Origin of the sequence: Streptomyces sp. NPDC099050, from assembly GCF_044759865.1 — a bacterium.
In the GTDB taxonomy this organism is placed as follows: domain Bacteria; phylum Actinomycetota; class Actinomycetes; order Streptomycetales; family Streptomycetaceae; genus Streptomyces.
This window is the reverse complement of the sequence record NZ_JBIWAE010000018.1, coordinates 117,061-142,896: the sequence shown is the minus strand read 5'-3', so window position 1 is coordinate 142,896 and position 25,836 is coordinate 117,061. Positions and strand designations below refer to the sequence as shown.

The 25,836-nt window shown below is 72.0% G+C and carries 23 protein-coding genes; 5 read left to right on the top strand and 18 right to left on the bottom strand.

The genetic code is table 11. The annotated features are described in order from the left end of the window. Positions 1–9: 9 nt before the first annotated feature. A complete protein-coding gene (locus ACIQV3_RS27770) occupies positions 10–1,764 on the bottom strand; it encodes a nitrilase-related carbon-nitrogen hydrolase (RefSeq protein ID WP_403716447.1) in 1,755 nt (584 codons plus the stop codon). Between the two features lie 105 nt (positions 1,765–1,869). Here ACIQV3_RS27770 and ACIQV3_RS27765 point away from each other — a divergent pair, with 105 nt between their 5' ends. After that, the gene (locus ACIQV3_RS27765; RefSeq protein WP_403716445.1) at positions 1,870–2,187 is read left to right on the top strand and encodes a Dabb family protein; all 318 of its coding nucleotides are present in this window, start codon (positions 1,870–1,872) and stop codon (positions 2,185–2,187) included. On the opposite strand, the gene ACIQV3_RS27760 is transcribed toward ACIQV3_RS27765, so the two are convergent. Genes ACIQV3_RS27760 through ACIQV3_RS27740 form a run of 5 tightly spaced genes read right to left on the bottom strand, consistent with a single transcriptional unit; the run spans position 2,160 to position 8,964 of the window. After that, positions 2,160–3,602 (bottom strand): aldehyde dehydrogenase family protein, encoded by a 1,443-nt coding sequence (locus ACIQV3_RS27760; protein WP_403716559.1) that lies wholly within the window; start codon positions 3,600–3,602, stop codon positions 2,160–2,162. The two genes, ACIQV3_RS27765 and ACIQV3_RS27760, sit on opposite strands and share 28 nt — an antisense overlap. Before the next feature lie 38 nt (positions 3,603–3,640). Further along, positions 3,641–4,843, bottom strand: a complete 1,203-nt coding sequence (locus ACIQV3_RS27755) for an FAD-dependent oxidoreductase (RefSeq protein ID WP_403716443.1) — start codon at positions 4,841–4,843, stop codon at positions 3,641–3,643. Next, a complete protein-coding gene (locus ACIQV3_RS27750) occupies positions 4,840–6,363 on the bottom strand; it encodes an aldehyde dehydrogenase family protein (RefSeq protein WP_403716441.1) in 1,524 nt (507 codons plus the stop codon). Before ACIQV3_RS27750 ends, ACIQV3_RS27755 begins: the two co-directional genes overlap by 4 nt. Beyond that, positions 6,360–7,643 carry an acyl-CoA dehydrogenase family protein gene (locus tag ACIQV3_RS27745; protein ID WP_403716439.1) on the bottom strand — a complete coding sequence of 428 codons (1,284 nt, stop codon included), beginning with the start codon at positions 7,641–7,643 and terminating at the stop codon, positions 6,360–6,362. Before ACIQV3_RS27745 ends, ACIQV3_RS27750 begins: the two co-directional genes overlap by 4 nt. 13 nt (positions 7,644–7,656) lie before the next feature. Next, a complete protein-coding gene (locus tag ACIQV3_RS27740; protein ID WP_403716437.1) occupies positions 7,657–8,964 on the bottom strand; it encodes a flavin reductase in 1,308 nt (435 codons plus the stop codon). A 183-nt stretch (positions 8,965–9,147) separates the two neighbouring features. Here ACIQV3_RS27740 and ACIQV3_RS27735 point away from each other — a divergent pair, with 183 nt between their 5' ends. Next, positions 9,148–9,936: an IclR family transcriptional regulator gene (locus tag ACIQV3_RS27735; protein WP_403716435.1), complete on the top strand. Its 789-nt coding sequence runs from the start codon at positions 9,148–9,150 to the stop codon at positions 9,934–9,936. A gap of 26 nt (positions 9,937–9,962) precedes the next feature. Here ACIQV3_RS27735 and ACIQV3_RS27730 read toward each other — a convergent pair whose 3' ends face one another. After that, positions 9,963–10,658 (bottom strand): hypothetical protein, encoded by a 696-nt coding sequence (locus tag ACIQV3_RS27730; protein WP_403716432.1) that lies wholly within the window; start codon positions 10,656–10,658, stop codon positions 9,963–9,965. Positions 10,659–10,660: 2 nt separating this feature from the next. Then, complete coding sequence (locus tag ACIQV3_RS27725) at positions 10,661–11,611, bottom strand: hydroxymethylglutaryl-CoA lyase (RefSeq protein WP_403716430.1); 951 nt, start codon at positions 11,609–11,611, stop codon at positions 10,661–10,663. 64 nt (positions 11,612–11,675) lie between these two features. Between ACIQV3_RS27725 and ACIQV3_RS27720 the strand changes: the two genes are divergently transcribed. Together ACIQV3_RS27720 and ACIQV3_RS27715 are read left to right on the top strand one after the other, a co-directional pair. Further along, positions 11,676–12,869: a CaiB/BaiF CoA transferase family protein gene (locus ACIQV3_RS27720; protein WP_403716428.1), complete on the top strand. Its 1,194-nt coding sequence runs from the start codon at positions 11,676–11,678 to the stop codon at positions 12,867–12,869. Position 12,870: 1 nt separating this feature from the next. Beyond that, the gene (locus tag ACIQV3_RS27715; RefSeq protein WP_403716426.1) at positions 12,871–13,506 is read left to right on the top strand and encodes an isochorismatase family protein; all 636 of its coding nucleotides are present in this window, start codon (positions 12,871–12,873) and stop codon (positions 13,504–13,506) included. Positions 13,507–13,556: 50 nt separating this feature from the next. Here the strand turns inward: ACIQV3_RS27715 and ACIQV3_RS27710 are convergent, their stop codons facing one another. The 8 genes from ACIQV3_RS27710 to ACIQV3_RS27675 form a co-directional block, all read right to left on the bottom strand. Beyond that, a complete protein-coding gene (locus ACIQV3_RS27710) occupies positions 13,557–14,540 on the bottom strand; it encodes a MerR family transcriptional regulator (protein WP_403716425.1) in 984 nt (327 codons plus the stop codon). Continuing rightward, positions 14,537–14,983, bottom strand: coding sequence for a TspO/MBR family protein (locus ACIQV3_RS27705; protein WP_403716557.1), 447 nt, complete (start codon positions 14,981–14,983; stop codon positions 14,537–14,539). The genes ACIQV3_RS27710 and ACIQV3_RS27705 overlap by 4 nt, the downstream gene beginning before the upstream one ends. A gap of 304 nt (positions 14,984–15,287) precedes the next feature. Beyond that, positions 15,288–15,962: a neocarzinostatin apoprotein domain-containing protein gene (locus tag ACIQV3_RS27700; RefSeq protein WP_403716423.1), complete on the bottom strand. Its 675-nt coding sequence runs from the start codon at positions 15,960–15,962 to the stop codon at positions 15,288–15,290. After that, positions 15,959–16,657, bottom strand: coding sequence for a neocarzinostatin apoprotein domain-containing protein (locus tag ACIQV3_RS27695; protein WP_403716421.1), 699 nt, complete (start codon positions 16,655–16,657; stop codon positions 15,959–15,961). The genes ACIQV3_RS27700 and ACIQV3_RS27695 overlap by 4 nt, the downstream gene beginning before the upstream one ends. After that, complete coding sequence (locus ACIQV3_RS27690; RefSeq protein ID WP_403716420.1) at positions 16,654–18,471, bottom strand: hypothetical protein; 1,818 nt, start codon at positions 18,469–18,471, stop codon at positions 16,654–16,656. The genes ACIQV3_RS27695 and ACIQV3_RS27690 overlap by 4 nt, the downstream gene beginning before the upstream one ends. Next, positions 18,468–19,553: a hypothetical protein gene (locus tag ACIQV3_RS27685; protein WP_403716418.1), complete on the bottom strand. Its 1,086-nt coding sequence runs from the start codon at positions 19,551–19,553 to the stop codon at positions 18,468–18,470. The genes ACIQV3_RS27690 and ACIQV3_RS27685 overlap by 4 nt, the downstream gene beginning before the upstream one ends. Further along, entirely contained in the window at positions 19,550–20,533 is a 984-nt protein-coding gene (locus tag ACIQV3_RS27680) for a DUF916 domain-containing protein (protein WP_403716416.1), read from the bottom strand. Before ACIQV3_RS27680 ends, ACIQV3_RS27685 begins: the two co-directional genes overlap by 4 nt. 144 nt (positions 20,534–20,677) lie before the next feature. Further along, positions 20,678–22,288: a hypothetical protein gene (locus ACIQV3_RS27675; RefSeq protein WP_403716414.1), complete on the bottom strand. Its 1,611-nt coding sequence runs from the start codon at positions 22,286–22,288 to the stop codon at positions 20,678–20,680. A 277-nt stretch (positions 22,289–22,565) separates the two neighbouring features. On the opposite strand from ACIQV3_RS27675, the gene ACIQV3_RS27670 reads away from it, so the two are divergent. Continuing rightward, positions 22,566–23,528: an HpcH/HpaI aldolase/citrate lyase family protein gene (locus ACIQV3_RS27670; protein WP_403716412.1), complete on the top strand. Its 963-nt coding sequence runs from the start codon at positions 22,566–22,568 to the stop codon at positions 23,526–23,528. Here ACIQV3_RS27670 and ACIQV3_RS27665 read toward each other — a convergent pair. Next, positions 23,525–24,985: an MmgE/PrpD family protein gene (locus ACIQV3_RS27665; protein WP_403716410.1), complete on the bottom strand. Its 1,461-nt coding sequence runs from the start codon at positions 24,983–24,985 to the stop codon at positions 23,525–23,527. The two genes, ACIQV3_RS27670 and ACIQV3_RS27665, sit on opposite strands and share 4 nt — an antisense overlap. Continuing rightward, positions 24,982–25,827 (bottom strand): cyclase family protein, encoded by an 846-nt coding sequence (locus ACIQV3_RS27660; protein ID WP_403716407.1) that lies wholly within the window; start codon positions 25,825–25,827, stop codon positions 24,982–24,984. The genes ACIQV3_RS27665 and ACIQV3_RS27660 overlap by 4 nt, the downstream gene beginning before the upstream one ends. Between the last annotated feature and the right edge of the window lie 9 nt (positions 25,828–25,836).

Sequence of the window (25,836 nt, the reverse complement as noted above, 5' to 3'; positions counted from 1 at the left end):
GTCGCTCCTTCACTGACCGGGGTGGGGGTGCGCAAGGGGTGCGGGTTCCGGGGCGCCGGGCCGGGGCGCCACCAGGGCGTCGGCCAGTTTCCAGGGACGGCCGTCCACCAGGTCCGTGGCCCTGGAGACCAGCCGGTTCTCGGCCTGGCGGGGGTGGACGTGAGCGAGGGTGAGGCCGGGACCTGCGGCTGTGATGGCGGGCGTGCTGATGGTCCCGTCGAAGACGGCGTGCCGGGAGCGCCAGAGACCGAACTCCACCGGCAGCGCGTGGATGGCACCGCCGGTGTGGCCGGCGGCCACCAGGTTCATCCGGTTCTCCGCGGCCCGCTCCGGCAGGCCGAGGGACAGCTCCCAGGGTTCGGTCGCGCCGAGGCAGACGGCCGCCGTGTCGACGCCCATGAGCGCGGCCAGGCGCAAGGTCTCCGGCTGGACGGCGTCATCGCCCAGGACGACGGCGACGCGGCCCCACGGCGTGTCGTGCGTGAGCAGGGCTTCGGCCCCGCCCGCCTTACCCCAGCCGCGGTGCCGGACGCTGTCGTGCAGCTGGTGCTGGGTCAGCACCGGGCCGTCGCGGTCGAGCAGCACGCCGGCGTGACCGGCGGGCAGGGGGAGCGTGAGGGCGAGGTGGGCTGCGCTGCCCTCCAGGGCCGTCCGCAGGGCCCGCAGGACGTTCTGGGCGTCCTCAGTGGCGCGGCGGGGATCGGAGAGGACGCCGCCCGCGTGCCAGAAGAGTTCGGGTAGCACGATCAGGCTCGCCCCTCGTCCCGCGGCCGAACGCACCAGCCTGGCCGCGTCGTCGAGGGCCGGGCGGCCGCTGCCGGAAGGCCGCACGACTGCGGCCTCCACGCGCTCGGCGCGGATCCCTGCGAAGGCGGGAGCGGGGACGGGCGGCGAAACGATCGGCCGGTAGAGGGCGGGCCGGCGCACCGCGAACGCGTCGGTGCCGTCCATCCGGCGTTTGTCGGCCGCTGCGGCCGGCCGGATGTCGGCGACCACCACAGCCTCCCCGCGCCGTGGCCCCTTGGCCACGACCGTGCCGTCAGGGGCGACGATCTGGCTTTCGCCCGCGCCGTCCAGTGCCTCGGGCGGCACTCCCATGGCGGCGCTGATCGCGTCGATCCGGTCCGCCGGGAGCAGCGGGCCCACCTTGTTGGCCGCGATCACCCATACCCGGTTCTCCGCGGCGCGCACCGGGATGTGCAGCGAGGCTTCGTCCAGGGCGAAGGAGTTGAGACTGTTCAGCAGCAGGTGGGCCCCGCGCACAGCGAGTCCCCGGGTGACCTCGGGGATGACCCCTTCCATGCAGGAGTACAGGCCCACCGGCCCCAGACGGGTGTCGACGACCGGACCGGCCTCCGTGGCGGGGTCCAGGTGGTCGTTCTCGCTGCCCATGAGGACCTGCTTGTCCGCAGTTCCTATCAGGGCCCCGTCCGGCCCGTAGAGCAGGCTCGCTGCGGTGATGCGTTCCGCGTCGTGGGGCCCGGAGGCCAGGGTGACGTGCAGTTTGACGTAGATGCCGTGGTGGGCGGCGCGTTCGGCGACCGGCGCCAGGAAGTCGTCCTCCGGCCGGCAGGAGGCGGCCAGGGCCTGGTCCCGGTCGTCGTACCAGGAAAGGTGATTGCAGAACTCCGGCAGGACCACGAGAATCGCGCCCTGCTCCGCGGCGGCGTCGATCCCCCTGATGCAGGCGGCCAGATTCTCCTTGCGGTTCCGGCCCACTTCGAACTGGGCAGCCGCGACACGGAACGTGCGCGCTTCGTCCATAGCGATCCCCATTGGTTCCTCTAGCGGAACAGTGTTTCCCAAACATACACTCGGTGCGCCCTCCCGCGACAGGGGGAGGATCCGCGACCGGAAGGAGCAAGTGCCTTGCTCGTACACGTTGTTGTCATGCGATTCACCGATCCCTGCCAGGCCCCCGAGGCCGCCGAACGACTCCGGCGCCTCGGTGACTCCGTACCGCAGATCCGGTCTTTGACGGTCGGCCTCGACATCACCGGATCGGACCTGTCCTACGACCTCGTCCTCACCACCCGCCACGCGGACGCAGGCGAACTCGCCGCCTACCAGCGACACCCCGAACACCGGCACCTGGCAGCGTGGCTGGGACCGCTGCTCGCCGGTCGTGTCGTCGTCGACCACCTGGAGCCGGGAGACGTTCAGGCCCCCGCACCGCCGGCCGGATAGGCGCCGGGAGCCATGCCCGCACCCCCCGCCCGGAAGGCGGCCGGGGCGTGCGTGAGCACCGGCTGCACGTACTCCATCAGCCCCTCGGCCCCGTACTCGCGGCCGTGCCCACTGCGTTTGACCCCGCCGAAGGGGGCCCGCAACGCCATCCCCGTCCGGTTGTGGGTGTTGACGAAACGGAATCCGGCATCGAGCCGGGCCGCCAGGTCGAAGGCCCGTTCCTCGTCGGTGCTCCACACGGATGCCGCCAGGCCGTACGGTCCGGCATTCACGCGCTCCACCAGGTCGGCTTCGTCCTCGTACACCAGCACGGGAAGCACGGGCCCGAACTGTTCCTCGTACACCAGTGGTGCATCGTCCCCCAGCCCCAGGAGCAGGGTGGGCCGGACGAAATGCCCACCCCGCAGATCCGCGCCGGCTTGTACCGTCCCCAGCTCGACGGCGGTTCCCCCACGCTCCTGGGCGTCCGCGATCAGACTGCGCACGCGGTCCGCGGCCTGGCGTGAGATCACCGGACCCACGGTGGTACCCGCCGCCAAGGGGTCACCCAGCCGCAGCACCCGCGCGGCCGCGGACACGTACTCCTCCACGAAGGACTCCAGACGGGCCCTCGGGACGTAGACCCGCTTGGCGGCCATGCACACCTGACCGGCCGTCGCGAAACTCGCCATGACAAGGCGGTCCATGTCAGCCGCCGCGATTTCGGCATCGTCCAGCAGGACCGCGGCGTCGTTGCCGCCGAGCTCCATCGTGGTCGGCGTCAGCGCCGCCGCCGCGGCAGCGCCGACCTCCCGCCCGGCCACTGCCCCGCCGGTGAACGACAGCTTCCCCACCTTCCGGTGGCCGGCCAGCCGTAACGCGACCTCGGCACCCCCGTGGCACACCCCTACCGCACCCGCGGGGAGCTCACGAGCCGCGCCGTCCAGGAAGGCGGAGACGGCCAGGGGAGCCAGCGGCGACGGTTTGACGACCACGGTGTTGCCCGCGGCGAGCGCGGGGGCGAGCTTGACGGCGGTCAGGATCACCGGGGCGTTCCACGGAGTCAGCGCGGTGACGACCCCGAACGGCCTGTAGCGCCGCTCCAGCCGACCCCGTGCGTCGTCGACCGCGCGTGGCGACAGCAGGAGCGGGGCCTCGGCGGCATACCAGCGCAGCACGGCGCATGCGTACCCCACCTCGCCCATGCAGTCCGCGAGCGGCTTGCCCGACTCCCGGGCGAGCAGGATCGCGAGCTCCTCCGCCGAAGACTCCAGGCCGTCGGCAATCCGGTCCAGCGCCGAAGTCCGGTCCGCTACAGCCGTAGCGGACCAGCCGGGCGCCGTGGCGTGAGCAGCGTCGACGACGGCGTCCACGTCCGACGCCGTGTGCGAGCGGATGCTTCCCACGGGCCGAGCCGTGCACGCCGGATTGTCCACCGTGATGAATGCGCCGCTGCCGCCCGGCAGAGGCCCTGTCACCGAGACCACCGCGCGCCACGCAGCGAATCGATCATCGAGCTGCGCAGCAAGGACCGTCGCGCCGCGACGGGATCCGCTGTCATGGCCCGCAGATCCGCCAGAAGTCGGGCTCGCTCCGCCGGGTCCCTGGTGCGCAGCCTTTCCCAGTTCGCGTGCGCCTCGGCGCCGACGTAGCGCAGCGCGCAGGTGCGTCGTTCCTCGGCGCAGGCGATCAGCTCTTCCTCGGACCCCTCGCCCGTCATGAGATCCGCCAGAGCGCTGCCCATCAGTACGGCGTCGTGAATGCCGCTGTTCATGCCCATGCCGCCCAGGGGGTTGTTGACGTGTGCGGCGTCGCCGCACAGCAGGACCCGCCCGCTGCGGAAGGTCCCGGCCACCCTCTGGTGTACGCGGTAGACACTGGCGTGAGCGATGTCGGGTCCCCGTACGTCCCTCGTGATGTCGAGCAGCCTTCGCGGCAGACGGAGCAGCTCGGCTTCGTCGGACGTGCCCTCCGGAGTGGGCAGCAGGACCCGCCAGTGGTCGGGGGTCCGCAGCAGCACCATCCACTCGTCGGGGTCCAGCACATAGGCGATGGGAGCCAGATCGTGCAGAACGGCCCCGGGGTCCTCATTCAAGGAGGCGACCATGAACCGCTCCGGATAGGTCATCCCGTGGAACTCGGCCCCGACCGAATGCCGTACGGCCGAATGCGCCCCGTCGGCGCCCACCAGCCATGCCCCCCGCACCCTGCTTCCGTCGCCGAGGACGGCATGGACACCCCGCGAGGTCCGCTCCACCGCGGCCACGCGTGCACCGAAGCGCACCTCGGTGCCCGGGTAGCGCCCGAGCGCGTTCAAGAGCAGCGGGGTGAGCTTGTTCTGCTCGCACTGGAGCCGAAAGGGGAATCGGGTGTCCCCGGCCAGAAGTGACAGGTCCAGCGTCGCCACGGGCCCCTCGTTCCGGTCGCGGAACTGAAAGGACCCTGCGACCAGCCCCCGCTCCATGAGCGCGTCACCGACACCCAGATCGGCGAGCATCTCCAGTGTGGGCGGATGGAAGGTCGAGGCCCGGGACTCCGCCGCAAGCTGTGACCCCGCCTCCAGCACGGTCACGGGCAGGCCCCGGCGGGCCAGTACGAGCGCCGCCGTCAGACCGACCGGACCCGCCCCCACGATGACGACCCGCGCGTTGACGTTCGTAGCCGGAGAGGCGCTCACCGGCCCTCACCGTGCCCGCCTGCTGTCCGTGCGGCGAAGCCCGCCTCCACGCCCGTCACCCGGGTGCCCGTGAAGTGCAGCAGTGTCTCGGCGCTCCCCTCGTCGACCAGACCGGACAGGCCCCAGGCCGGTCGGGGCGTGTCCATGTGCAGGCTCATCACCGAGGAGCCGTTCACCTTCACCTCGCCGGCAGAGATGCCGGCGGCCACGCGCAGCCCGTCCTGGGGGTCGGCGGCGCACACGTACCCTTCCAGTCCGTAGCCGCTGGAATTGGCGAGATGGAGTGCCTCCTCCTCCCGCTCGTAGGTATGTACGGCCGCGACCGGGCCGAACAGTTCCCGGCGGGTCGCGCCCTCGGGGGCTCCGGTCATCAGCAGCGGGGCGAAGTAGCTGCCACGCTCCGGTACCTCGGTCCACGTGTGCGCCTTCGCGCCGGCCGAGGTCAACCCGCGTACGCTCGCCGTCAGCGCCCTGTGGTGGCCCGAGTGCGCCAGCGGGCCGTAGCCGGTTCCCGCGACCAGCGGCGCGCCGACCCGCAGTGCGGCCAGCGCGCTGCCCGTGGCATCCAAAACGTCCGATGCCAGTTCCGCCGGCAGGATGAGCCGGCCCAGCGCCCTGCACCATTGGCCGTTGAGCGTCGTCAGGAGTTCGGCGGCCATCCGCCCGGCGGCCTCGGGATCGGAGCCCGGCAAAACGAGCAGGGGATTGTTGCCGCCCAGCTCGAGTTGCGCGGGCTTGAGGGCCAGACCGCACGCGGCGCCGATCTTCCGGCCGGCCTCGGTCCCACCCGTAAAGGAGACGACGCGGATACGCTCGTCAGCCACCAGCAGGGCACCTGTCGAAGCGTCCCCGTGCAGCAACTGCAGTACCGCTCGGGGTGCCCCCGCCGCGGCCAGCCCCTGCGCGGCGGCCTCCACCAGCAACTGGGTCCCGTACGGTACGAGTTCCGGCGCCTTGACGATGACCGGGCAGCCCGCTGCCAGTGCACTGGCCGCTTTGTGAGCCGCCATCGGCGCCGGAGCGTTGTACGGCAGCACGCACAAGGCCGGCCCGAGTGCGGCGCGTCTGACCAGGACGGGGCGGCCGCCTTGTCCTGGCACGGTGCGCCGCAGCAGCCCGCCGCGCAACTGGGCCGCCGCGATCCGGAAGGACCCGGCGAGAATGGCACTCAGGGCGGCGGTCTGGGAGAGCGGCACGCCGGTCGCGAAGGCCTCCGCCGCCGCGATGTCGCCCGCGGCTCGTTCGACCGATCCGGCCGCACTGTCCAGGGCCCGGGCGCGCGCCTCGTCCCCCAGGTCGCACCAGGCACCCGAACCGTGCAGGGCGGACGCGGCCGCCAGGGCGGCTTCGATACGTTCAGGGTCGCTGCCGAACGCCGGGCGGACCACCTCGCCCGTGTCGGGGTCCTCCAATGCGAAGCCGAGGGGAACCGCACATCGCCGCCACACCCCGTCCGTGAAGTCGCTGGTTGCCGGGAGGCTGCCCGGCAGGCCGCCCGGGAAGCCGGTCGAGAGAGTCACAGGGCTTCCCCCAACGTCGCGAACAGCGCGTTCTCCTGCGCCTCGGTGGCGATCCTCGCCACCTCCAGGCGACCCCGCTCGGCGGGGAAGGTCATCACGAGGCCCATGGCGAGGTCGCGCAAGGTGCGGCCGATGACTCCGTCCATGCGGGCTTCTGAGGTGCCGGATGCCTTGAGGGCGCCGAGGGCGACGGCGAAGCAGGCCTCGGTGACCGCGCCCTTGCCCAGTCGCCACTGGCTGAACACTTCGGACTTCGGCCTGATGGGAGGCTGGGAGGTCTCCAGCTCGAGCTGGCGCCGCAGCCACTGGTATGCGGTCGCCAGGTTCTGCGTCATGTCCCCGATGAGCACCTGGTGCATGGGCGAGGAAGCGATCGGCCGGCCCGTGTCGGCGAAGGTCTTGCGCGTCAGCCGCTCCAGCGTGTAGTCGTACGCTGCCTGCGCCGCACCGGTGTAGACAGCGGCGATCGCGAGCTGGTTGCCGACGAAGCTGCCACGGCTCACCTGCAGCATGCGGGTGAAGGCCCCGGGAAGGGTCAGTGCGTCGCGGTCGGCCACGAAGACTTCGTCGAGCCGGATGCCGTGGTTGGCGCTGCCGCGCATGCCGAGCCCGTTCCACGGCGGCCGGGAGGTCACCCCGGCGGCCTCGCGCTCCATGAGGAACATGGCCAGGCCGTCGGCGTCTTCGGTCTTCTCCAGCCGGGCGGTGACCAGATAGATGTCCGCCACGCCTGTCGCGCAGCCGAAGGACTTCTCACCGGAAAGGACCCAGCCTCCCTCGGCGCGCGAGGCGGTGGTGGCGATGGAGATGTTCGCGGCAGAGCTCTTGGCGGACTCGCTCGCGAAGTTCGCGAGCCAGGAGCCCGACGCCATCGTGGTGAGCACGCGCTCGGCGAAGGCCGCGACGACCGGGGTCTCCTGCGGCGTGAACAGACCCGCGCCGATGGCTTCCAGGGGCAACAGGCCACGTGAAGCGCTGGTGTTGTGGAAGAAGTAGGCGAGCGCGGTGGAGGGGCAGGCCGTGCCCATGGCGTAGGTCGCCGCCGCGAGGTCGCGCAGGCCTCCGCCGAGCCCGCCGAACTGCTCGGGCACGACCAGGCCGAGCAGCCCCGCCTCCCGGAGCAACGCGGTGTGGCCCACCGGGAACGCCGCGTTCGCGTCGGCCTCGACGGCCGCCTCGCGAAGGGCCGGAAGTACGGCTTCGACACGCTCGGCACGGGCCCGCTCGGCAGATGTCATCCGGTCGACGAGGCGCTCGCCCGTGAGCTGGTGCGTGGTCATCGGCGCTGGCTCCTTACTGGGATTCGGGGGCATGGGAGGAGACCGTCCGTTGAGGGGAGCGGGACACGGGTGCGGCACGCTGCTGCCGGCGCAGCACTGCCAGTTCGGTGCGCAGGGCCCGAAGGGACGCGCTGTCGACCGGAGTGGTCACGCCCACGCGTGAGCAGAGCAGGACCAGTCTTTCGGTGGCCAGCAGGCCGCCGTGGCCGCCGAGGTGGGTGTCGAAGTGCCGGACCCCGCTCTTCATGCCGGTCAATGCGTTGACCAGGCCGAGGCCGTGGTGGTCGCGCAGCGCGAGGCGCAGGGGCACGGGTCCCGCCTCGGGGACCGCGTCCTGGAGCAGACGGCGCAGCGCCAGGGGCGAGACGCCGTCCGCCTCGTCGGGACCCTCGGCCGGCTCCTCCAGGACGATTTCGCCGCATCCGGCGGCGGCCAGCCGTTGCACGGTCAGCAGGGCGGCCCGGGCCAGCCCCGGGTGCAGTGCGTTGCCGACCCGGGCGACCACGAGGGTGTCCTGGTGCCCCGCTGTCCGCAGAGTCTGGACCGCGCCGGCCGCCGCCGCGCCGCGGCCGTCCGCCGGGACGGTCAGCTCGACGGCGGGTAAGCCCGCCTCGGCCGCGGCGATCACGGCGGCGCTGTCGTTGACGTGGACCGATGTGCAACGCAGGCCGTCGGGCTCCACCGGCGCGGTCTCGGCGCCTTCGGAACCGACCGGCCTCAGGCGCACCCTGATGCCTGCCCGCCTCAGTGCCTGGGTCAGCCGCGCACTGCGCGGTGAGGCCGCCGCGGCGGTCAGGCCGGTATCGGCCAGGTCCACCTGGTCCGGGAGCGGGTCGGCGAGCTGTCCCCAGGAGCGCGAGTGAAACAGAAGCGGGGAGGTGATCCGCGGGGTTCCGGCCGCGACCACCTCGCCGAGGAAGATGGTGTGGTCCCCTCCGGGGTATCGGTGCAGCACGCGGCAGTCGACCCAGGCGGCCGAGTCCGTCAGTACGGGGCTGCCCGTGGCGCCCGGAAGCCAGTCACCCGCTGCGAAGCGGTCGGTGACGCCGGGCTCCATGCCTGCGAACCTGCGTCCCAGGGCGAGGTGATCCCGGCCCAGGACGTTGACGGCGAAGACGCCGTTGCGTAGGAGGAGTTCGTGGGAGCGGATCCGCTGGTCCAGACAGACCAGGACGAGGGGTGGGGCGAGACTGACGCTGCTGAACGAGCTTGCCGTCATCCCGTGCCAGCCGTCCTCGCCGGCAGTGGTGACTATCGCGACGCCGCTGGGCCACCGGGACAGCACCTGACGGAAGGTCGTCTCGTCGATGACTGTGGTCATCGCACCCCCGTATGTCGTTGTTTCCTCTAGTGGAACACTGTCTCCATCAGCGTAACGATGGCTTCTCTGGGGTGTCAACGAGAACGGCGCTGGTGAACACACTGTTTCCCATGGGGAAATCGGCGTTATGCTTCCGACATGTCGGGGCATGCCTCGAACCCATTGCGAAGAAGGGCATCTGCGGTGACTGAGGAGACGAGCAGCAGCAGGTCCATCGCCGCCGTCGAGCGGGCCATGGACGTGCTGCTGATGTTCGGCCGCAGCGGCCGCCCCGATCTCGGCATCACCGAGATCGCCCAAGAGCTCGGCATCACCAAGGCCGCCGTGCACCGCATCCTCACGGCCCTGCGCAACCGCGATCTGATCATCACGGACCCCGTCACGCGCCGCTACGCACTGGGCCCCGCCGCCATCTCCCTCGGCCGCGCCTACCTGGCACGCACCGACCTGCGTGTCCTCGCGGCGCCGGAACTGCGCCGGCTCGCCGCTCAATGCGGCGAAACCGCCACCCTCTCCATTCGCCGCGGTGACACCCGGCTCTACGTCGACCAGGTGGTCCCGGAGCAGGAACTGCGCATGGAGGTCGCCCTGGGGATCCCGCTGCCCCTGCACGCGGGGAGCTCCTCCAAGGCGTTCCTCGCCTTCCTGTCCGACGCGGAGATCGACACGTACCTGGAACGCCACCCCCTGGAAGCCGTCACCGACCGGACGATCACCGACCCCGGGCGCATGCGCAAGGAGTTGGCCGCCACCAAGCGCCGCGGCTACGCCATGTCGGTGGGGGAGCGGCAGAGCGGCTCGGCCTCGCTCGCCGCACCCGTCTTCGGTCATGACGGTCACGTCATCGCGGTGGTCAGCCTCGCCGGCCCGCAGTCCCGCTTCAAGCCCCGCCTGGCCGAGTGCGCCCCGCTCCTGCTGGCCAGCGTGGAGCGGCTCTCGGCCGAGTTCGGCTACCGGCCCGGAGTCGCCTGACCTGGCCCGGAGTCGCCTGACCTGGCTCAGAGATCGGCGCCGGGCTTGAGAACCCCCAGCGCGGCGGCGGCGAGGACACACGTCCAGATCCCCGCCACGTACGGGACGCACCCGTTCACGGCCCGGCGCAGCCCCCGCTCGACCGGCTCACTGCTGCCCTGAGCAGCGAGCGCCGAGAAGGCGGATCCGAACGGGCGCAGTGTGAGCCGGATCCCCAGCCCGCAGGCGATCGCGGTCGCGTAGAGCAGCACCTTGCCCCCGAGCCAGCGTGGATTCGTGTCGACCCCGAACGGCTGCGCCGCCAGCAAGGTGTAGAGCCCGGCGCCCCACAACGCGGCCGTCAGCAGAACGCGTGCCGACCAGTCGGCCCGGCGTATCCAGGGGTGCCGGCCCGGCTGGTGGTGGTCGCGCACGGTCAGCCACAGCCAGACGCCCGCGAACAGCCAGGTCGCCGCGGCCGACCATCCATTGAGCAGATCCTCAGCCCCGTGGGGCTCCAGCGCCATGAGGGTGACGCCGCTCGGAAGGATCAGTACCAGGCAGACCTTCGGTCCCAGGTCCAGCAGGCTCATGATGGACAGGGCCGTCGAGCGGGCGGCGAAGGGCAGGCCGGGTTTGAGGACGTACCGGCTGGAGACGTAAACGCCGAGGTCCCCGCCCAGCCAGAAGACGAACAGCACGATGTGAAGCAGGATCCACCATCCGTGCGGGTGTGCGCCCATGGCTACTCGTCCCCTCGCGTGCTGCTACCCGCCGGTCCGGGGAACGGCCCCGCACGGCCCAGCAGGGCCGGCACCTCGATGCCGAGTACGCTGCCCAGCCAGGTCCCGGCCGCCGCGGCCGACTCCAGGTCGATGCCCGGTTCCAGGCCCATGCGGCGCAGCAGGTAGACGAGGTCCTCGGTCGCGATGTTGCCGGTCGCGGCGGGCGCGAAGGGGCAGCCGCCGATCCCGCCGAGGGAGGAGTCGAGCCAGGCCGCGCCGGCCGCTGCCGCGGCGACGGCGTTCGCGTATCCGGTGTTGCGGGTGTTGTGGAAGTGGCAGCGGAGGACCGCTTCGGGTGCCTGCTCGCGGACCGCCGTGAGCAGCCGGGTGACGGCATCGGGGGCGCCGACCCCGATGGTGTCGGCGAGGACGATCTCCTCCGCTCCCGTCTCCGCCCCGATCCGGGCCAGTTCGGCCACGGCCGCCTCGGAGGTCTCTCCCTCGAACGGGCAGCCGAAGGCGGCCGCGATGGTCAGCGAGCGGCCGATGCCTTCTCCGTGGGCGCGGGAGGCGATGCCCTCCCACGCCGCCAGCGCCTCGCGTGTGCCCACGCCTTGGTTCCGGCGTGAGAACGAGTCGCCGGCCACCACGACGTAGTTGATCTCGTGTACGCCGCTCGCGCAGGCCCGTTCCATGCCGCGGGCGTTGAGCACCAGGCCGCTGTAGCGGACCCCCGGTGGGCGTTTGAGGAGGCTCATCACCTCCTCCGCACCGGCCATTTGCGGCACGCGTAGGGGGTGCACGAAGGCCACGGCCTCCACGCGCCGCGCGCCGGCGGCCACGGCCCGGTCGATCAGGTCCACGCGCTGGGTGGGGGACAGGGTGCGCGCTTCGTTCTGCAGCCCGTCGCGCGGGGCCACTTCCACGATGCCTGGTCCGGCGAACGCTGCTGTCGCCAAAGAGTTGTCCATGTCCCGCATTCTGCCGCGCCGATTCCTCTAGCGAAACAGTGTTTCCCAAACTTACACTCGCCGCATGAGTGGACCCCTCTCCGACATCCGTGTCATCGAGACCGGCACCCTGCTTGCCGGTCCCTTCTGCGGCCAGCTCCTCGGCGACCACGGCGCCGAAGTCATCAAGCTCGAAGACCCCGGACGCGGCGACCCCATGCGCCAGTGGGGACGCGAGCGTCCGTACGGCAAATCCCTCTGGTGGCCCGTCGTCGCCCGCAACAAGAAATCCGTCACGTGCAACCTGCGCCGCGAGGAGGGACAGGACCTGGTCCGCCGCCTGGTCGCCCACGCCGACGTCCTCGTCGAGAACTTCCGCCCCGGAACCCTCGAACGCTGGGGCCTCGGCTTCGACGAGCTCAGCGCCATCAACCCGGGCCTCGTCATGGTCCGCGTCACTGGCTACGGACAGAACGGCCCCTACGCCCCGCGCGCCGGCTTCGGTTCCATCGGTGAAGCCATGGGAGGCATCCGCCACATCACCGGCGAACCGGACCGCCCCCCGTCCCGCGCCGGCATCTCACTCGGAGACGCGCTCGCCGGCACCATGGCCGCCTACGGCGCAGTCATGGCCCTGCACGCCCGGACCCGCACCGGAACCGGTCAGATCGTCGACTCCGCCCTCTACGAAGCCGTACTCGCCTACATGGAATCCCTCCTCCCCGAATGGGAAGTCGGCGGCTACCAGCGCGAACGAACCGGCCCCGTCCTGCCCAACGTGGCCCCGAGCAACGTCTACCCGACCGCCGACGGGGCCGCCGTCCTCATCGCCGCCAACCAGGACACCGTCTTCCGCCGCCTCACCGAGGTCATGAACCGCGCAGACCTCGCGGAAGATCCGAAGTACGCCACACACACCGCTCGCGGCTCCCACCAGAGCGAACTCGACGACCTCATCACCACCTGGACCGCCGGCCTCGACGCGGAGGCTTTGCTGGGCGCCCTCCACGCCGCCGGAGTCCCCGCCGGCAAGACCTTCACCGCCGCGGACATGCTCACCGACCCGCACTTCGCCGCCCGCAATGCCATCGTCCGCCTTCCCCACCCCGACTTCGGCGAGATCCCCATGCAGAACGTCGTCCCCAAGCTCTCCGCCACCCCTGGCGGCGTTCGCTGGGTGGGCCCGGAACTCGGAGCCCACAACGACGACGTCTACGGCGACCTCCTCGGCCTGACCCCCGCCGAACGGGACAAGCTCGCCGCGGACGGAGTGATCTGACATGGTGCGCACACCCCTCGCCGATGACTACGAGGCTGCCGGATTCGGCTGCCGCATCGGCTGGGGCGAACACCCCGCCGTCCTCCTCGTCGACCCCGTCCAGGCCTACGCCGTCCCCGACAGCCGCCTCTACCTCGACACCGCGGAGAACGCCCTGCGCGCCATGGCCCACCTCGCCCGCGCGGCGCGCCGATCACAGTTCCCCGTCATCTTCACCGCCGTCCACTACGACGGCGAACCGAGCGCCGACGCCCCGCACTTCGCCCGCAAGGTCCCCAGCCTCGATGCCTTCCGCGCGAGCAATCCCCACGCCGCCTTCACGGCGCACTGCGCACCGGAACCGGGCGAAGTCGTCATCCACAAGCACTACCCGAGCGCCTTCTTCGAAACCCGGCTGCGCGACGTCCTGAACGTCCTGGGAGTGGACACAGTGGTCATCGGCGGGTTCTCCACCAGCGGCTGCGTACGGGCGACCACGCTGGACGCCCTCCAGTACGGGCTGCGGCCCATCGTGGTCCGCGACGCGGTGGCCGACCGCGACACCGGCCCCCACGAGGCCAACCTCTTCGACCTCGACTCCAAGTACGCCGACGTGGTCGACGTGGTGTCGGCCTGCCGCCGCCTGGGCGACCCGTAGCCAAGAGCGAACAGACAGCCGGGGCTCGCGGCCCGGCACCCCGCCGGGAATCAGCTCAGGAGACGTTGTTCGATGAGGTCCAGCCCGGAGCGCAGGCCAGTCAGCCGCCTCGAACCGGCCTGCGGGACGGAGTCCCAACCGGGCCCCGCCACCAGCAGCATGGAGCGTGACCTCGCTCCCCGCACGCCCCACTCGACGCCCTCGACCGCACTCACCAATTCCGCCGCGGCCGAGGGCCGCCCCTGGGCCCACACCACCACCATCAAAGGCCCCACCCGCCGCACCACCTCGCTCAAGGCACCCACTGGCAGCGCCGGACCGAACATCTTCGCCGGCAGGCCGCGTTCTCGCAGAGCCGCCCACAGGGCTTCCAGCGGCAAGCTGTGCAGTTCCCCCGGCGCGCATGCCAGAACGACCGGACGGATCCCCTCGCGAGGCGGTTGACGTCGCCGATACGGGCGCCGCAGAGCCGATGAGACGAGCCACGACAGCAGATGCTCGACTTCGATGTAGCGCTCACCCGACGAAACCCACTTACGGCCCGCCGCGTGCAGGGTCGGCGCGATGATCTCCTCCCAGGCCACCACACAGCCGTGGTCCTCGATGGCCCGCTCCAGCAAGACCTCCACCGCCTCGGCGTCCAGCCGTACGGCGGCCCGCGCCAGCCCCCGGCATTCGGCACGGACCGCGCCCAGGGGCAGCGCGCTGGGGCCTCCCGGAGACCGCCCCGACCCGGCCGACGCACCACCGGTGTCCCTGGACACTCCGGCGACGGAGATCCGCGCGGCGCGGGCGGCTTCCGAGGGCGGAACGCCCCGAGCCGTAAGGCGGCACATCTCCTCGAGCCGCGTGATGTCCTCCGGCAGCCAGCGGCGGTGCTTGCCCCCGATACGGAAGGCGGGGCCGATCGCATAGCGCCGCTCCCACGAACGAAGCGTGGTCGCAGCCACCCCGAGATGCTGCGCCACGGCCCCCGTGCTCAGCCCCACCACCACGTCCGCCGGCGATGACGGGGGGTCCTCGTCGAGCCTCATGAGTTGAGCTGCCAGATGGACGCGTTCAGGGCGGTCGCGAAAGCCACCCACCCCAGGTAGGGGACGAGCAGGACCGCCGCCGTGACGCTCAGCCGCCGGAATCGCACGATGGTCGCGCCGAGCGCGGCCAAGAGCAGGACGATGTCCAAGAGGGCGAGACCGTACTGCCGGGCAGCGAAGAACAACGGGGTCCAGGCGAGATTGAACACGAGCTGGGCCGACCACCACATCAGTGCCCCGCGCACCTGGTGTTGGTCCGCGTGACGCCAGACCAGCCAGGCCGAGATTCCGATGGTGGCGTACAGCACGGTCCAGACGGGTCCGAAGAGCCAGGGAGGAGGAGCCCAAGAGGGTCGGTCCAGTGCCCCGTAGACCTCACCCGCATCGGCGGAGGCGAATGCCCCCAGGGCGGCGACGCCGTAGCTCACGGCGAGGAAGGCCACCAAGGTCAACCCGCTCACCCATCGGCGCGGGCGTCGTGGCACTGGCGCCGAGGTCGGTGTCGCACAAGCTGCCACGGCCTGCTCCCGGTGAGCTCGAAGACTCTTCTGCACGAGTGGACGAGCGGGCACGGGCCACCGCCGGCGCCCGCCCCTCTCTACTCCTGCTTCGGACCCCGTCCCGCAACCGGATGCACCGTACCCGGATCACCATCCACGCGTGCCCAGCATTCCCTTGAAGGGACCCGCTATCTCGCTGGTGATCCAGCCCCCGTAGAGAGAGCCCGGGACGGTGAGCGTCCGCGGCCTACTCGTGTCTGCCGCGACGCAGCAGCACCAGCGTGCAACCGCCGAACAGGAGCAGCGTGCCGCCCAGCAGGACGGCCACCGGGAGGCCGTCGGTCGATCCGGTCTGAGGCAGCGATCCCGGTGTGCTGCCCCCGGATGCCGTGGAACCCGAGCCGCCCGCGGACGGTGACGGGCCGGCGGGAGGCGGGCTGACGGAAGGCGGGCTGACGGAAGGCGTGCTGCTGGGGACGGCGCCGCCCCTTGCGATGGACAAGGGTACTTCCACCAGTTCCTTGGTCGCGGAAATGGACACCGCGATGACGCAGTTCCCCGCTTTGGCCGTGCAGTCCGCCCCGCCGGCGGTGCTCTTGACGGTGACCTGGGCGGTTGAAGCTCCGTCTGTGGCGCTGTGCCACACCCCGGACGCATCGGTCTTTCCGATCACGGCGGAGTCGGGCGAGGTTTCGCAGTCCGCCGGACCCGCCGGCTTCGGCTTGCACAGGCCGATCGGCACGAATCCCTGGTTCGGGCTCAGCCCCTTTGCCGACACCGTGACCTTGTCACCCATGGTGAGGCCGGTCGTCTTGCTGACCGTCAGCGTCCCGGCGGCCGCCGTGGGCGCCGCCGACATCGCGACCAGGGCCGCGGCCGTGGCGAGCGCGCCCGCGCACCGGCTTCTTCGTAGGGATGTCATGGAGTTCCTCCGGCAGTAGACGTGTCTTGCGGGGCTTCGTGCAGGGCCGCCCCCCGGCGGCGGCCCTGGACGGGGGAACGGACACCCATCACGAGGGCGAGGGCGGCCACACCGAGGGACAGCGACCACATCCAGGTCGACGGGCCGCTCCAGTCGTCAACCTGCCCGGCGCCGGTGGACACGGCGGACGCCGCGGGTTCGGCGCGTCCGGTTCCCGACGGCTCGCCCTGTACGGTCCCGCCTTCGAAACCCACCGCTATCTGAACGCTGTTGGCGGTGATCAGCGTGGGCGGGGTTCCGGAGGGCAGCGGCGCGACACCGACCACGCACGGTGCGGTGCGGCAGTCGACATCCGCGACCCGGGTGCGAACGGTGAGTGTGACCCGCGGCAGCGAACCGTCGGGACTGATGGTGACCAGGCGTGCTCCGCCGCTCAAATCACAGTCCTTGTTGCTCGTGTAGCCCTTCTTGCACAGCCCGACCGCGACCGAGGTCAGGCCGGCGTGAAACCCCGTGCCGTCGACCGTGATCTGCTGGCCCTCCGTGAGCCCGGTCGTGGCGGAGACCCGGACCGTCGCGATCGGAGCGGCATCGGCGGGCGCCGCCGAGGCCGCTGGGCTCCATCCGTGCACTGTGAGTACTGCGGCTACCGCCAGGACCACGCGGCAGGTCCGGCTCTTCGTCGAGATCTTCAAGGCAGAGCCCTTCTGTTGCGTCGCGAGCGGGCTGTCCGGGAGCTGCCGGGTGCGGGAAGCACGATGTGACGCAGCTCGGGAACGGCCTGCGCGGCAGGGACGGCGACGAGGACCGTCGTTCCCCGTTCGGCGATGTGGTCCAGAACGGCCGTGACTGCTGGATCCGTCGCCAGCTGTTCGCAACCGGGTCCGGTCAGGTCCAGGAGGAGCAGCGCCGGCTGGCCGATGAGTGTTTGGGCCAGTCCCAGCAGAGCGCGCTCGTCTGGGTCGAGCTCCCCGCAGGGGGCCGGTCCCTTGGCGGAGAGGAACGGAAAGGCCCTCAGAGCGGCGACCGTCAGCTCCTTCGTCCGCGCGAGCCCCACATGAGCCGTAGCGGCCGCCACCGCGTCGGACACGGAACCCGCCGGATGCCTGCGACGCAGTACGCCTGGACGGGTGGCATCGGCCGGGTCCACGAAGGCGGAGAGCCGCAGGTCCCACCGGGCCTGCACGCTGACGCGGGAAACGTCGTGGCCGCGCAGCCGCCAGGTCCCCTTGTCGGCCTTGCGCAGGCCGGCGAGGACCGCCAGTACGGCGCCCGCCCTTCTGCCGGGGAGGACGTCGGTGAGATAGGTGACCTCGCCGGCGGCCAGAGTGAAGTCGAGATGCCGCACCGGCGCCCCTCCTGTTCGGCGCGTCGCCAGGCCGCGCGCTGTCACGACGACATGGCGGCCGCCTGGATCATCGTGCTCGTCCGGCTTCGTCCGCTGACCGCGGCGATGGCGGGTCAGTGGGATGAGGGCCGCCGCGACAGGGGCCAGGCCCACGGCCGTCAGCGTGTCCGGGCCGCCCAGGAGCCGGCCGGACAGGACGATCGCGGTCATCGCGGCCGCCCCGCCGAACAGCAGGGCGACGGGACCGCGTCCGGACCGGGTGTCCTCGCCCGGGTGCACGTCGGCCGATTCGGACCGCACGGCCGCGCCGGCCCCGCAGGTGAGCACCGCTGCCAGGGCGAGGCTGAGCTGCCAGGGATGCCCTGCTGCCGCGACCGCCGCGACCGCCGCCGTGAGCCCGGCCGCGAGGAGCAGAGTACGACCGTCCGTAGGCGGGGCCGGTCGGCGCCGTGCCACCCCCGCGAGGCCGGACGTCAGCGCCGCCGCGAGGAGCGTCGCGTAGGCGAGCGGCCGGATGCCTGAAGGGCCGAGGAGCTCCCACCGGAAGACCACAAGGCTCGACGAGGCGAACAGCGCACCGAACACGGCCGCGCCCACCGCACTCGTGGACCCGCGAAGCGGGGCAATGTACTGGGCGGCACCGTCCGCAGTGGCCCCCCGACAGGCCGGAAGCAGCAGCAGGGCGGCGAACGCGCACATCAGGGTGCAGGCCACATGAGGGCTCCGGGCCCAGAGAGCCGTCGCCGCCGCGGCCGTCCCCGCCCCGGCCAGACAAGCCGCGTGCCACGCGTGCTCCGGCCGGTAGAGGTCGAGAGCGCCCCCACCGAGAAGTGAGGCCACGACCAGCAAGGATGTGAACACCACGGGCGAGCCGGTCAGCGGGGCGGCTCCGGCCAGCGCACAGGCCGCCACCGCATGGCGTGCCGAGGTCCTGACACGGTGGACACGTGCCCGGCGCCGGCGCAGGCGCTGGAGCACCGCACCAACCAGGGCGGCGAGGAGCAGGCCCGTCAGCAGGAGGTAGCGAACCGCCTCCCCGGGCATGCCGACCGGCCCGCCCAGTAGCGGTGCCGACACGAAGTACACGCCGATGGCCAGCCCGGCAGCCGCACCCGCGTACAGGTCCTGGTACCAGCGGGTGACGGCGGGCAAGGCCTTCATTGCTCATCTCCTACGGGTGACGGCCGCAGCGTGAGGGCGAGCGCCCGCAACGCGGGAAAGTCGACGAGTGGCGCTTTCCCGGACAACTCGCGGACCAGCGCCCGGGGACTGACCAGCCCGGGGTGCTCGCCATCGGCCGCGCCGGCCGCGAGCACACCGGCGAGCCTGCCCGTCTCCACGAAGGCGGGAAGCGATGCCGGGGGTACGTGTGCGGGCCGCTTGGCGCGGCGGCTGTCGAGACCGCGGCGGACGGCCACGGCGAACGTGAACACGGTGAGCAGGGCTGCGAGGAAGGCCAGGCCCAGCAGCCCCCATGGATAGATGTCGGTGCTGACGGAGAACTCCGCCGAGGCGTAGCGGCCGCCGACGGTGTAGCGGCCGAAGGCCGCGGCGGGGAGCCGGACGGGGATGCGGTAGGTCTGTTCCGCGTGTGCCGGCAGTTGTGCCGTCAGCGGTGTGCCCACCGGGAGGTCGGCGGTGCTGCCCGGCCCCCAGGAGACGATCAGCGGCGCCCGCCCCAGTGCCCGGTCACCGGGGTTGCGCAGGGTCACCGTCAGGGTCCGGCGGGCGGGTGCGCCGAAGAGCTCGGCGAACCGCGGCCCGCCGGACAGGGCCGCCCGGACGACATCGACCCGGACCGCCGGGAGGGGCGCTTCCGGAGGTGCCGTCTCGGCCGCACCGGAAACGTGCAACGGGGTCTGGGCGCGTGCTCCGGTCTGCGCGGCCACCGCACGCAGAAGGCATGGGCACGCGCTGGGGGGTACGCCGGCGATGAGGGCCAGACGGAACGTTCCGTCGGCGGCCACCAGCGCCACCGCGGCACGCAGGGTGTCGCAGTCGGCGCTGCCCCGAAGCGCCCCGCCGCCGCAGATCTCGACCTGGACCGTCGTGCCCGGCGACCAGCCTGCGCCCACGGTTCTGACCGGCAGACCGGGGGACGTCCGGGAGACTTCCACGGTGATGCCCGGTCCGGCTGCTGCGGCGGCGGGGAGTGAGCCACCCGCGAGCGGCAGGACCGCTGCGGCCAGCAAAAGGAAGCCGGCTACGGCACGGCGGGCCACCGGCACGGAAGGGGCCGTCACGAGATCTCCCCGGCGAGTCCGGACTTCTGCCGGCGAATCCAGCCCAGGGAGAACACCAGGACGGCGAGGAGCGCGCCGACGGTACCGAGGGTGGACCAGGAGACGGCGGCCCGGCCGCTCTGCGCGGAGGCCGGGGGAACGCCGGGGGCGCTGACGCGTACGGTGGCGTTCAGATAGTCGAGGCCGGGGGCGTCAGGCCAGTCGGCGCTGAACTCGGCACGCTCCCCGGGCAGCAGGACAGGGAGCGTGCGCTCGGGGAAGGCACTGTGCCGCAGGCCGAACAGTCCCTCGATCTTCGGCGAGACGGTGGGCTTCAATGCCGTGTTGCCGGTGTTGACCACCGTGTAGGTGAGGGTGGCGCGTGCTGCGGCGAAGGGGACGCCCGACGGGTGGTGACGCACACGGATCGAGCGGACGGCGAGTCCGGGTGTCAGCGGTCCGTCGACCGTCAGATGGATGCGGACCGCTATGGCGCGCTGGATGCCCACGTCGACCCCGGAGGCGTCGCCTGCTTGTTCGACGGCATTGTTGAGGGCGACGATCCCGCCGATGTGGCTGCCGGGGGTGGCCTCTGCGGGGACGTTCACCGTGAAGGGGATGTCCGCTGCGCGGCCCGGCGGAACGACGAGTGCGTTCGTGCCGAGGGCGATCCAGTTGCCGAGGCCCGTCTGGGCCTCACCGGCCTGGCGAAACGCGAGAGCGCCGTCGCGGGGCGTGTTGTAGCCGTCCGAGCCGTACACCTGGAAGGAGAGCGGGGCGTCGGACAGGTTGCTGACACGTACGGCGTCCTTGATGACGGATCCGGCCGCGGAATCCATGACGAACGCGGGCCGGCCATTGGTCCCGGCCGGCTGCACCGACCAGGACCCGGGCGGGGCTCCACCGGCCGGGGCGGCGGCGGCGGCCGCGGCGGTGGTCGGCGTGAGGGCCGCCAGAGCCGTCAGACAGGCCGCCACGCCGACGCGGAAGGCGGTTCTCACCAGCGCCTGGGCGGCTGCTCCGCGAGCCCGCCCGGCCGGTCGGTCACTGCGTGGTGATGTCATGGTTCCGATCTCGCCGGTGCCGGGCGGCAAGCCCGGAAGCTCGCCGCCTGGCACCCTGCTCGGAGGAGGGACAGGACGCGATCAGGACAGGGTCAGGCGCAGCACGGCCGCGTACTCGCCGCTCTGCACGATCTCCGGAACGCGCAGGCTCAAGGCAGCGCCCGCGTCGAAGTGGCCGCCCGTGACGGACGTGGGGTCGGCGCTCGCCGTCTGGGTGCACAGCGGTGCTGCGGTCGTCGAGCTGAGCGGTCCGGCACTGCCCGGCACGACCACGGACGCCGCCGCGGATCCGGGGTGGACCGCGCACTGCGGGGTCCAGGACAACGCCGACGCAGGTAGCGCGGCACCGGCGGAGTTGCGGAAATCGGTGACCGCCCCGACCAGGGACCATCCCTCGGTGGTGCCGCGGAAGTCCTTGACCTCCAGGGCGCGCAGGCTTCCCGTGGAGTCGTGCGCGGTGCCGTCCACCGTGACCGGGGAGAGGACCACTTCGCCGGGCGCGGCCGACATGGTCAGCGCGCCACCGCTGACGACCACTTTGAGCGTCTGGTCCGACCCGCCGCCGTTGGCACTGCCCGCCCAGGGGGTCTCGGTGGCGTCGCCGCCGTCCTTCTCCGTCGCCACGATCTTCACGGCCCCGACAGCCGGTACGAGCGTGGCGGTGAAGTGGCCCCGCGCGTCCACGGGGGCGGTGAGTCCCGCCCCGCCAACCGGCCGGCCCTCCTTGTCCAGGGTGACGATGCCGACCTCATCGCCCGGGTCGAAGCTGGCTCCGTTGACGGTGGCACTCGTGCCCGGTCCGCCGCCGCCGGGCGTGACCTGGAGCGTACGGGTGCCCAGGACGCCGAGCACGAAGGCAACGGTGGTGGACCCCTGGGTGATCTTCAGGCGGTGTGGCCCGGGCGCGGCCGCGGCGCCGACCGTCACCGTGCCCGCCAGTTTCCCGTCGGAGCCGACGCGCAGGTCGGGAGTGAGGTCGGCGCCGGAGCATCCGGTGCCGGCCAGGGAGCACAGCTCGACCGCGGTGATCGGAGCCGTGGCGTCCCAGCCCGCGCCCGCCAGGGTGAGGACGTCGCCGGGGCGGGCTCCGGTGGTGTCGGACGCCGGACGGCCCGAGATGCCGGTGACGGCCGCGGTGGTGCTGCCCGCGGCCGGTGTGACGGTCATCGTGTGGAGAGGAACGGCCGTACCTTGCAGGGTGCAGCTGAGGGACAGACCGTAGCTGGGGATGTCGAGGGTCAGCTGGTCGGGAGTCAGCGTGACCGTGCCGGGTTGCGCGACGGTGAGCTTGCCGGTCAGGTCGGGTATCGGGATCTCGCCCTTGGCGGGGATGGGCGGGTTCGAGGCCGGCGCGGTGAGGGTGAGCGGCGCTTGTCCCGAGACGAGGATCCTGGCCGAGGGGGCGACGCTTGAGGCGGGCAACGCGACGGGGCCGTTGGCCGGACCCTTGTTGGCCAGGCTGAGCTTGACGTCCACACTCTCACCGGCGGCCGCGGTGGCCGGGGCGGTGAGGGTGGCGGTCGTGGTGAACAGTGAGTGGGAGGAGCTGAAGACGCAGTCGTACGTCACGGGCGCGCTGCCCGCGTGGGCGGGCGAGCCGGCGAGGACCAGCGAGCCGGCTGCCGCCACCACCAGGGCGGCGAGCGCTGGACCGCTCCGGGTCCGGGCGGTTCTTGCGGGCTGAAGGTGCATGAGCGGCGGGTTCCTCTCGAAGGGAGCAGTGAGTTTCCCTGTACGGAACTTTGTTTCGCTTGCGTCCCCATATACAGCCCGCCTGGCACTCGGCGTGTCAAGAGTCCGAACGTGCACCCCGGTAAAACCTACGTTTCCGCTAGGTGCGCAGGGAGAAACAACGGATCCCACAGGGAAACGTATTCATTGACCGCGGCAGACCGGGCTCCTAGGGTGGGCGAGCCGCCCGACTCCCGCTGCCACCGCACTGTTTCCCCAGCCGACCGGAGCGTCGTACATGACCGCGCACCCCTTCGCCGCCGCGCCCCGCTCGTACCTCTACGTTCCGGGCAACCGCGCCGGGATGCTCCGCAAGGCCGTCACCCGGGGCGCCGATGCCCTGATCGTCGACCTGGAGGACGCCGTCCCCGAATCGGGCAAGGCAGCCGCGCTGGCATTGGTGCGGTCCTGGCTCGACGAAAGGAAAGCAGCTCGGGCAGCCGATCCCCGCGGTCCGCACCTGACGCCGGACGTGTGGATCCGCGTCAACGAGGGAGAGCGCGGGCGCGAGGAGAGCGCGCACCTTGCCGGGCCCGTGGTGACCGGTTTCTGCCTCGCCAAATGCGCCGGTGTCGAAGAAGTGGCCGCCCAGCACGCCGTGCTGACCTCCGTGGAAGAGCGTCATGGCCTCCCCCCTGGCACCTTCGCTCTCGCGCCACTGTTGGAAACCGCCGCAGCCGTCCTCGACGCACGACAGATCGCCCAGGCGCCCCGGGTCCGCCACCTGCAACTCGGTGAGGCCGATCTGTGCGCCGAACTGGGAATCTCGGCGCCAGACGCTTCCGACCCGGACGGCGCGGCCGCGGGATCGGCCCTGACCGCCATCCGTACGGGCATCCTCCTCGCCTCGGCTGCCGCCGGCTTGCTGCCGCCGGTCGGACCGGTCAGCACCGACTTCACGGACCTGGACGCCCTCGCCCGGACCACCCGGGCCTTGCGCGGGCTCGGCTACCGCTCCCGGGCCTGCATCCATCCGGGCCAACTCGCCACCGTCCACGACGTCTTCACCCCCAGCTCGCAGGAGGTCGCAGAGGCGCAGGCACTGCTGGAACGCTTCGACGCGGCGACGCGGGCCGGCTCGGGAGTCATCACCGGACCCGGCGGACGCATGGTGGACGAGGCCGTCGTCCGTGCCGCCCGCCGCGTTCTCGCCTCGCGCCGCCCGGCCGGCCCCAGGCAAGATCCGAAAGAGACGGCCTAACCGATCCGGGTCAGGCCCAGCAGCCTGGTCGCGGCACCACGCGGCGCCGCACACAGCGCGCGCACGGCCTGGACCACCCCGGCCGCGCGGGCTGGACCAAGGACGGCCTCCGCGTTCAGCCGGAACTTCCCCGCCAGTTGAGCCTGCGACAGCGGCGCCCCGGGGCCGCCCAGAGAGCTGGCGACTCGTGACTCCATGGCATGCCCGCCACGGGTGGTGACCCGCAGAACCGCGCTGAAGGCATGGGGGAACTCCGCGTCACACTGCGCGTCGATCACCACCTCCACGCGCTCCGCCAGTGCGGTACGGCGCGGATCGGTGAACGCCCCCGCGGAGAAGTCGGCGTGCCGCAGGCCCGGACCGTCGCCCTCCACGTCAGACAGCAGCGCCGCCGCGACCGTGTACGGGCCGGAGAATTTGGCGTGGTACGGCGTGCGGGGGTGCACCTTGTCGGCGTACGGCTCACCGATGGTGCGCCTCGGCGGTGCAGCCACCCCGAGCTGCGCACTCACCACGTCCTCGGCCCGGAGCCCGGCCCGGCGCAGGGCCAGCGCGCAGTCGATCCCCGGATGGGTGAAGTGGTTGGAGGGGTACGGCTTGAACACGGTTCGCGCGTATTCCCAGTTCGAGGCCGCGTCCATCTCCTCCAGACCGGCCAGCAGCGGCCCCGGCGTCCATCGATCGTCCAGGAACGCGGTCAGGAAACCGAAGCGTCCTTCGAGCACGGTCGGCGGTCCGGTGACGCCGCCCGCCGCGAACTGAGCGGCGCACACACCCGAGTGCGCGGCCCACCCGCAATGCAGACGCTTGACGCTGCCACCGGTCCGGTTCGCCTCCAGCACCCCGGCACCCATGGAGCAGGCTATGCCGATGGCGTGCGCCAGTTCGGCCGTGCTCAGTCCGTACAGCAGGCCCGCGGCGACGGCAGCGCCGACGGTCCCGCAGATGGATGTGGCGTGCAGACCCTTCTCGAAGAACACGGAGTTCCGAAGGGCCGGGTCGTAGGAGGCCATGCCGAGGCGGACGCAGACCTCACCGCCCACCGCGAGCGCGGTCAGCAGCGAGGCCCCCGTGGCCCCCGTCGCCTCGGCGGCCGCGAGCGCGGCGGGCAGTACGGCGGCGGTGGGGTGCAGAACGGACGGAAGGTGCGTGTCGTCGAAGTCGAGAGCGTGCGCGAGCGTGCCGTTGACAAGAGCGGCCCGGTCGGCCGGCATCCGCAGACCGCTGCCCACTGCGGTCGCCTCGCCGGCGCCGCCGGCAGCACGGGCCAAGGCCAGCGCCGCTGCCTGGGGTGAGGAGCCCGAAACCTCGCCCGTGTGCGCACCGAGCGCCCCCAGGGCGTTGCCCAGGCAGTCCAGGGTCCGTGCGGTCGCGTCCGCCGTGATCTCCGGTGGTATCCCGTTCTCCCTGCACGCCGCCGCGAATCGGGCGAGGCGGGCCGCATACCTCTGGCTCATGCCGGGACCGTCCCGTCCTGGTCGGGCAGAACGGCGAGCGGGCGCACGGGCGAGCCGGTGGCGCCCACCAGCGGCAGGGGCGCGAGCACCAGCAGGAACTCCGGCCGCCGAGTGGTGGCGAGCTCGGTGAGGCGCATCGTCTCGACGATGTGGATGCCGGCTTCGACCAGCAGCAGCCGGTGGACGGGGAGTTCGGCGTGGCCGCGTCCCGGTGGGATGTGTTCGAAGGCGATGGTCTCCGCGCCGGCGACCCGGACGTGGTGGTCCGCGATCCATGCCCCGGCCGCGGGGCCGGGCCCCGGTGCCCCGCCCTCCTGTCCCGTGAAGACGCGCGGATCGTCCCAGTGCCGGGACCAGCCGCTGCCCAGCAGTACGGCCCCGCCCGCTTCGATGTCGACCCCGGCGGCATCCCGCGCCCTTTCCAGGTCGTCGACGGTGATCTCGTAACCGGCGGCCAGGGCCGGGACGCCGTGCACGGCGGCGATGTCCAGGAAGACCGCGCGGCCCACGTACGGGGGGAACTCCTCGATGCCGTGCCGTGAGAAGCCCTCGTGGCTCTGGACCGAGTCGGCCGGGACGTTTCCGTGCAGCAGTCCGGCCTGCGATACGTGGGCGAGGGCATCGACATGGGTGCCGACGTGGCCGCCGGTGACGATGAGCTCGTTCGCCGCGGAGCCTCCGTCATCGCGTACGTGATCGCCGTGCCGGCGCTCCAGGAGCATGCGGAAGGGCGGATGGTTGGGCGACTGGGGCATGCCCCGACGCATCGGCTGGGCCAGGTCGATCACGGGAGCGCCGGCGAGCGAGACCGGACGTCCGGGGAATCCGTGGACGCTGTTCAATGCTGTCTC